The organism is Microbacterium sp. P2_F9 (genome assembly GCF_056403635.1).
In genome coordinates, this window is record NZ_JBFUFC010000205.1 from 1 (window position 1) to 6698 (window position 6698).

Sequence of the window (6698 nt, forward strand, 5' to 3'; positions counted from 1 at the left end):
GTACAGCACGATCATGATCCCCATGAGCAGGAGCATCGAGGTGACATCGGCCGCGGGAGTGGCGAGGGCGGCGAACGTCGCGGCGATGAGCACCGCGACCCGCCAGCCCTTCACGATCGCGCGCCCGCTGATGATGCCGGCGAGGTTAAGCGCCACCAGGAACACCGGAAGCACGAAGGCGACGCCGATCACGATGAGGAACTTGAAGACGAAGTCGTAGTACACGTCGTACTTGTAGAACTGCGCCGTGCCMGCGGGCACGAACTGCGCCATGAGCTCGATGACGTGCGGAATGATGAAGAATCCGACGACGCAGCCGGCGAAGAAGAGCGGAATGGCCGCACCGAGGAAGCCCCAGGTGTAGCGGATCTCCTTGCGGGTCAAGCCGGGCATGAAGAACGCCCAGATCTGCCACATCCACACCGGCGCCGAGATCAGCAGGCCGATCGCGAAGRCGATGCGCATCCGCAGGTCGAAGCCGCCGGTCACCGTGTCGATGTTGAGCGCGGTGTACTCGCGGCCCTCCTGCGAGGCGATCGTCGTGATGGGGACGCTGAGCAGTTCGATGATCGGTCCCGTGATGAAGAAAGCGACCACCATGCCGATCACCAGAGCGGCCGCGGCGATCACGAGCCTGCGGCGCAGCTCCATGAGGTGCTGCGCGAGCGACATGCGCTTGTCGCGCTTCGGCGTGTCCGGCCCCTCGATGCGCGGCGGTCCGGTCGTGACCACGAGAACTAGGGCTTGTGCTCTGCGGTGCCGTCCGCCGGCGCGGGCGGCGCCGAGGCGGTCACCGCCGGGTCGGCGACCACGGAGGCGGCGGTCGCATCGGCGGTCGCCGTCTTCTCGTCTTCGTCCTTCATGGCCTTCATCTCGCCCTTGAAGACGCGTGCGGACTGGCCGACGCTCTTGGCCAGTGCGGGAAGCTTCGCAGCACCGAAGAGGAGGAGGATGACGGCGAGCAGGATGAGGAGGTGCCAGCCGTTCAGGTTTCCGAACATTTTGCGCTCCGTCGTATCAGGTGAAAGGTCAGCTCAGTCTACCCCTGGCCACCGGCCAGATCTCGGCGGAGCGGTGGGTCAGCGGTATTGCGCGAGTCCGGCCGCCGCCCATTCGGCGGCCGCGCGGCGGGCGCCCTCGGGCGCGAGGATCTCCAGCTCGCCGCCTCGCCGAGCGGCGAGCCGCCGAAGGCTCACCTCATCGGCGACGTGCATGGTCGCGGTCGACTCGCCGTTGACCGTCTCCACGTCGGCGCGGTCGAGATAGTCCCCCAACAGGGACGTGACCGCGTCGGGGAACCGTACGCGCGCGACGATGTCGGTGTCGACGGACTCGAACCAGCCGTTCACCGCATCCCCCGCGTGGGTGATGGGGATCTCGGTGAGTCGCAGGTCGCTCACCCGGTCGAGGTGGAAGGTGCGCATCGCCTGACGCAGGTGGCACCAGCCCTGCAGGTACCACTGCCCCGTCGCGATGTGCACCTTCACCGGGTCGACGGTGCGCGTCGTGGCCGGGGCATCCGGAGCCTTGTAGGTGAACGAGACCGCCACCCGCTCGCGGAGGGCCTCCGACACGGCGTTGCGCGCCTCATCCACCGGCGCCGACGCGAGGATCATCTCGGCCGGAGCGCTGGACGCCCCGCGCGCGAGTTTCGCGAGCAGCCCGGCGAAGAGATCGGTGTCGCCGACGCCCGGAATCGTACTGGCGAGCTGCAGACCGGCGAGCAGCGCGGCGGCCTCGCGCGCGGTGAGCCGCGGCGACCGCTCCAGGCCGACCGAGTTGGTGATGACGATGATGCCGCGCTCATCGAGCAGGTCCCAGTCGATGTCGAACAGGTCGTTCGCCATCTGCCAATAGCCGCCGTCGCCGGGCAGCCCGATGACGGTCAGCTTCTCGACCATCCCGCGCATCTGGTCGGGCGTCACCTCGAACTCGTCGGCGGCCTCCTCGACCGAGACCTCGCCCTTGCCGATCAGGTAGGGCACGAGCTGCAGGATGAGGGCGGCCCGGTCGGTGGCGATGAGCGGCTTGCGCGCGGTCATGCGGCACCTCCGTGCAGGTCCAGCGTGGCCTGCAGCCGCGCGATGACGTGCTGCCGGAGGTCATCCGGTGCGACGACGCGCACCTCGGGACCGTACGAGGCGAGCTCGTCCGCGAACACATGGACATCCACATACGGCACGTGGATGCCCTGGTCCGCGGGCGTCGCGCGGCGGCTGAGGCGCAATGCGGCCTCGGTGCCGGGGTCGACCTCCAGGAGCGCCCGCTGGCGGGCGGCGAGCTCCTCGAGCCCGGCGAGCGCGTGCTCGCCGGCGTCCTCGCGCAGCGCGGTGTCGAACGAGTCGCGGGTCACGGTGACGTCGCCGACGATCCGCGAAAGCAGGAAGGTGCGTTCAGCCGCGGCATCCAGATCCCGGCCGAAGACATGCCAGCGCGTCTCGTACTCGACGAGGGCCAGCGGCTGGATGCGCCGCGTGCGCGGCTTCTGCCCGCCGGGCTTCAGATAGGGAAAGGTGACCGCCCTGCTCTGCTCGATCGCCAGCTGCAGGGCGGGGAAGGCGKGGTCGCGGAGGCTGATGCGCGGCGAGTAGCCGATGATCGGCTCGTCGACGGGGATGCCGAGCGCGCGGATCTTGCGCAGCCCGCTGCGCGCCTGCGCCGACATCGAGCTCTCGCTCCAGACGCCGCCGGCGAGGTTGAGCAGCGCGATCTCCGCGGGGGTGAATTCGATGTCTTCGGGGAGGGCGTATTCGGCGGTCGGCACGCGATAGCGGGCTTCGCGCAGGTCGTCGGGGTCGGCCCAGTCGCCGATCGTGTCGATGGGCACGCCGAGGCCGCGGAGACTCTCCTTGTCGCGCTCGAACATCTTCTCCAGCGCGTCCTTCGATGCGCCGGCTTCGCTCTGCTCGCGGTACCCCGAGACCGAGGACAGGATGGTGTCCTTCGTCAGCCCCTGCTCGGTCGCCATGAGGGCGACGACGAGGTTGACGAGACGCTCCTCGGGCGGGCTCTTCGGGGGGGAGTTGGCGGGCACTCCCTCATCCTAGGCGGAGCGCAATCCGCTGGATTCAACCGGCCGAAGCCTCGACCAGCCCCAGGATGTCGACGACGTAGACGTGCGCCGGGCCGTCCGCTCCTTCAGCTGGCGGCAGCACGACGAGAACCTGCGAGCCGACGGTGGCGCCCTTCAGGGCATCGGCGAACTCGGGGGCATCGTCGCCGAAGGAGATCGATGCGGGGGTCGCGTCCCACGTGGTGTCGATCACGCTGTGGTCGTCCCAGTTCACGCCGGTGTACGCGACGAACGCCGCCTGGTCCCCCGTGACCTCGGGGCCGTCGCCCTTGATCAGGGTCTGCACCACGAGGTCCTTGGGCGGGTCATTGTCCGGGACGATGACCCCAGGGCGACCATCCGGTGCGCGCACGACGGTCGGCAGGCCGAGCGCGTCGTTGTAGACGAGCGAGCCGGTCGCGCGCGGGAGGTACACCTTGTGGAGGTCGACCACCGCGACGGCGGACTCGTCCTCTGCGATGCCCAGACTCGTGGCGGTCTCGGCAGCGATGCCGCCGGGCGGAATCGCGACGACGGTGCGGGAGCCCTCGGTGGCGCATTCCAGAGCGGTCTTGAACGCCGGGATCGTGCTCGTCCAGCCGTCGAAGGTGCCGACCTTGGACAGATCGCCGGTGTAGCCGGTGTCGACAGGCTTGGCGTCCGGTTCGCCGCCCACGATGTAGATGTCCACGACCATGAGCTGTCCGCTGGAGACCAGCGCCGGACCGGTGCCGGTGACGACGTCCTCGAAGGCGACCTCGTCGGTGTGGAACGGGGTGCTCACCGAGACGGTGGGCTTGTCGCCGATGTCGCCCGACACGCTGACCAGATCGGTCACGGCCGAGTCGGTCGATGCCGGTCGCGGGCAGGCTTGGGACGGGGCCGGGATCGCACAGCCGGCGAGTCCGACCGCGGTCAGTCCGAGGACCGCGAAAACAGCGGGGATCTTGCGCACCGGAACAGTCTAGGCGGTGGCTTCGTCGTCCCCGGACGCCTGTGCGGCGGTGCGTGCGCCGTCCGCGGCACGCTGTGCTTCGCGCACCCGCTTGCGCAGGTTCTTGTCGGTGATGTCGCGGTCGCCGACCGCTCCAGGCGTCCACAGCTCGACATCCTCGTCGCCGTAGCTGGACTTCGATGCCCGCCGCTTGACCTCGGGCGCGACGGCGCCCGGCGCCAGCCGGCGAGCCCAGAGGAGGAAGCCGGTGTGCGCGATCATCCGGTGGTCGGGGCGCACCGCGAGGCCCTCGACGTGCCACCCGCGCACCATGGTCTCGTTCGCCTCGGGTTCGGTGAACAGCCCGGTGGCGCGGATGTACTCCGCGACGCGGCTCAGCTGGGTGGCGGTCGCGACGTAGCAGAGCACGACGCCGCCGGGGACGAGCGCGTCGGCCACGACGTCGATGCACTCCCAGGGCGCGAGCATGTCGAGCACGACGCGATCGACGGATGCCTCGCCCGTCGCCGCGGCGAGGCCCTCGCCGAGATCTCCGACGCGGACATCCCAGTTGGTCGGAACCTCGCCGAGGAACGTCTCGACGTTGGCCTTCGCGACCTCGGCGAAGTCGGCACGCCGCTCGAACGAGGTGAGTCGCCCTTCCGTGCCGATCGCCCGCAGCAGCCACAGCGAGAGGGCACCCGAGCCGACACCGGCCTCGACCACGACCGCGCCGGGGAAGATGTCGGCCTCGGCCAGGATCTGCGCCGCGTCCTTGGGGTAGATGATCGCCGCCCCGCGCGGCATCGACATGACGAAGTCACGCAGCAGCGGGCGCAGCGCCAGGTACTCGTGGCCGGCGCTGCCGGTCACGACCGATCCGTCGGGCTGGCCGATGAGGGACGTGTGCTTGAGCACGCCGTGATGGGTGTGCAGCTCGCCGTCCGCTTTGAGGGTGATCGTGTGCAGCCGGCCCTTGGGGCCGGTCAACTGCACGCGGTCGCCGATCCGGAAGGGCCCGCTCGGTCGGTCGACGGTCATCGCGCGGTCCTCCGCTGTTGGGTGCGCGCGGTGTGCGCGGCGTGGAAGGCCGCGACATCCGCGGCAGTTCGTCCTTCGAGGGTCGGCCAGACGGCATGGGCGCCGGCCCCGGCGATCGACACCATGAGCGGCACGCCGATGACCGCGGCGCCGGACGCCACGGCGGAACGCAGCCCGTTGGGCGAGTCCTCGATGGCGACCGTGTCGACCGGGTCCACCCCGAGTGCCTCGCACGCCTGCAGGTAGGGATCGGGGAAGGGCTTGGGGCGGGTGGCGTCGTCGCCGGCGATGATCAGGTCGAAGGCGTCGAAGTCGATGAGGTCGACGACCGTGGTCGCCATCCGGCGCAGCGACATCGTCACGAGCGCGGTCGGGACGCCTGCGGCGCGCAGGCTGGCGAGCAGCTCCTTGGCGCCCGGCCGGAAGGGAATCCCCTTGGTCGCGAGCTGTCCCATCACATCGTCGGTGAGATGGTCGACGATCGCACCGACCCCCATCCGGACGCCGGCGTCCTGAAAGATGCGCGCGGAGTCCTCGAGACCCATGCCGACCAGCTGGAGTGCCTGCTCGTGCGACCAGGTGCCGCCGAACCTCTCGACGAGGGGTGTCTCGGCGGCCATCCAGTAGGGCTCTGTGTCGACGAGGGTGCCGTCCATGTCCCACAGAACGGCGGCTGGAGCTGGCGGAGTCACTGCCCCATCGTACCGAGGCCCCTGCGCGTGCCCGTCGCCCGTCCGCCGGACTGGGCGCCTATCCTGGAACCAGCTCACCGCGAGGTCATGAGGAGGCTGTGTGGACGGACTGGGACGCCGAGTGCTCGTGGCCGCGTTCGACGGCTGGAACGACGCGGGCGAGGCTGCCTCGGCCGCATTGGCACAGCTGCGCGAGGGCGGATCCTACGAACCCGCGTTCTCGGTCGACCCCGAGCTGTACTTCGACTACCAGTACACGCGCCCGCAGATCGCCGCCGAGGCCGATGGGCGGCGGCTGCTGCAGTGGCCCGAAGCGACCCTTCATCGCCCGGTCCGCTCCGCACGCGGGACCCAGCTGTGGCTGCTCACCGGCGTCGAGCCTGCCCGTGCCTGGCAGGCGTTCGCTGCGGAGTTCATCGACTTCGCGTTGAGCGAGGACATCACCGGCTTCGTGGCGATCGGGTCGATGATGTCGGACGTTCCGCACACCCGGCCGATCTCGATCTTCGCCGGCAGCGAGAACGAAGAGCTGCGGCAGAGCCTCAAGCTCGAGCGCAGCACGTACGAGGGCCCAGTGGGCATCCTCAGCGTGATCGCCAACGCGGCCGAGGCCGCCGGCATCCCGACCGCGAGCCTGTGGGCGAGCGTGCCGCACTACGTGGCCGGACACACCCCCTCGCCCAAGGCGACGCTGGCTCTGCTCGACCGGCTCGAAGACCTCACGAGTGCCAAGATCGACCGCGGCGACCTCGCCGCGGAGTCCGTGACGTGGGAGGCATCCATCGACGCGGCCGCGGCCGACGACGAGGAGATGACCGAGTACATCCGGCAGCTCGAGCGGACGCGGGACACGTGGGACTCTCCGGAGGCCTCCGGGGATGCGATCGCGCAGGAGTTCGAGCGGTACCTCCGCCGCGGCGGCGACGGGCCGACCAAGCCCGGTCGCGACGAGCCGCGCCGGTGACGCCACCGGTCGCTG

At 70.0% G+C, this 6698-nt stretch carries 8 protein-coding genes; 1 reads left to right on the top strand and 7 read right to left on the bottom strand.

The features are described from left to right. The 7 genes from tatC to AC1DVT_RS16800 form a co-directional block, all read right to left on the bottom strand. The coding region (gene tatC, locus AC1DVT_RS16770; protein WP_477390143.1) for a twin-arginine translocase subunit TatC at window positions 1-672 on the bottom strand (672 nt) is incomplete at its 3' end. A gap of 65 nt (window positions 673-737) precedes the next feature. Then, window positions 738-1001 carry a Sec-independent protein translocase subunit TatA gene (tatA, locus tag AC1DVT_RS16775; RefSeq protein WP_457098733.1) on the bottom strand — a complete coding sequence of 88 codons (264 nt, stop codon included), beginning with the start codon at window positions 999-1001 and terminating at the stop codon, window positions 738-740. Window positions 1002-1079: 78 nt separating this feature from the next. Further along, entirely contained in the window at window positions 1080-2042 is a 963-nt protein-coding gene (locus AC1DVT_RS16780) for a helix-turn-helix transcriptional regulator (protein ID WP_477390137.1), read from the bottom strand. Beyond that, window positions 2039-3034, bottom strand: a complete 996-nt coding sequence (locus AC1DVT_RS16785; protein ID WP_477390139.1) for a helix-turn-helix transcriptional regulator — start codon at window positions 3032-3034, stop codon at window positions 2039-2041. Before AC1DVT_RS16785 ends, AC1DVT_RS16780 begins: the two co-directional genes overlap by 4 nt. Window positions 3035-3068: 34 nt before the next feature. Next, on the bottom strand, window positions 3069-4007 hold the full coding sequence (locus AC1DVT_RS16790) for an FKBP-type peptidyl-prolyl cis-trans isomerase (protein WP_477390141.1): 939 nt from the start codon (window positions 4005-4007) through the stop codon (window positions 3069-3071). 9 nt (window positions 4008-4016) lie between these two features. Beyond that, window positions 4017-5027, bottom strand: a complete 1011-nt coding sequence (locus AC1DVT_RS16795; RefSeq protein ID WP_457098737.1) for a tRNA (adenine-N1)-methyltransferase — start codon at window positions 5025-5027, stop codon at window positions 4017-4019. Then, window positions 5024-5719, bottom strand: a complete 696-nt coding sequence (locus tag AC1DVT_RS16800) for an HAD family hydrolase (protein ID WP_457098738.1) — start codon at window positions 5717-5719, stop codon at window positions 5024-5026. Before AC1DVT_RS16800 ends, AC1DVT_RS16795 begins: the two co-directional genes overlap by 4 nt. Window positions 5720-5819: 100 nt before the next feature. Between AC1DVT_RS16800 and AC1DVT_RS16805 the strand changes: the two genes are divergently transcribed. Continuing rightward, window positions 5820-6683: a PAC2 family protein gene (locus AC1DVT_RS16805; RefSeq protein WP_457098739.1), complete on the top strand. Its 864-nt coding sequence runs from the start codon at window positions 5820-5822 to the stop codon at window positions 6681-6683. Window positions 6684-6698: the final 15 nt, after the last annotated feature.

Excerpts from the sequence above, each read along its gene's own strand:
- tatA (WP_457098733.1), bottom strand. The coding sequence starts at position 1,001 with ATGTTCGGAAACCTGAACGGCTGGCACCTCCTCATCCTGCTCGCCGTC.
- AC1DVT_RS16795 (WP_457098737.1), bottom strand. The coding sequence starts at position 5,027 with ATGACCGTCGACCGACCGAGCGGGCCCTTCCGGATCGGCGACCGCGTG.
- AC1DVT_RS16780 (WP_477390137.1), bottom strand. The coding sequence starts at position 2,042 with ATGACCGCGCGCAAGCCGCTCATCGCCACCGACCGGGCCGCCCTCATC.